General features: G+C 69.5%; 1 protein-coding gene. It reads left to right on the top strand.

Annotation, left to right across the window (positions count from 1 at the left end; genetic code table 11):
- Positions 1 to 203 (top strand): PIN domain-containing protein (locus PUR56_RS08775; protein WP_329948462.1); only part of this gene is annotated, 203 nt, incomplete at both ends.

The raw sequence follows: 203 nt of genomic DNA, 5'->3' as shown, positions 1-203 counted from the left end.
CTCGACACCAGCGTGCTCCTGGCGGACCCTCTCGCCATGACCCGCTTCGAGGAGCACGAGGTCGTTCTCCCGGTGGTCGTGGTCACCGAGCTGGAAGCCAAGCGGCACCACCCCGAACTGGGCTACTTCGCCCGCCAGGCGCTGCGGCTGCTCGACGACTTCCGGATCCGCTTCGGCCGTCTCGACGAGCCGATCCCGGTCGG

The sequence above is a fragment of the Streptomyces sp. BE303 genome (assembly GCF_036290945.1).
In the GTDB taxonomy this organism is placed as follows: domain Bacteria; phylum Actinomycetota; class Actinomycetes; order Streptomycetales; family Streptomycetaceae; genus Kitasatospora.
The sequence above is the reverse complement of the archived record's forward strand: the minus strand, read 5'-3'. Positions and strand labels throughout refer to the sequence as shown.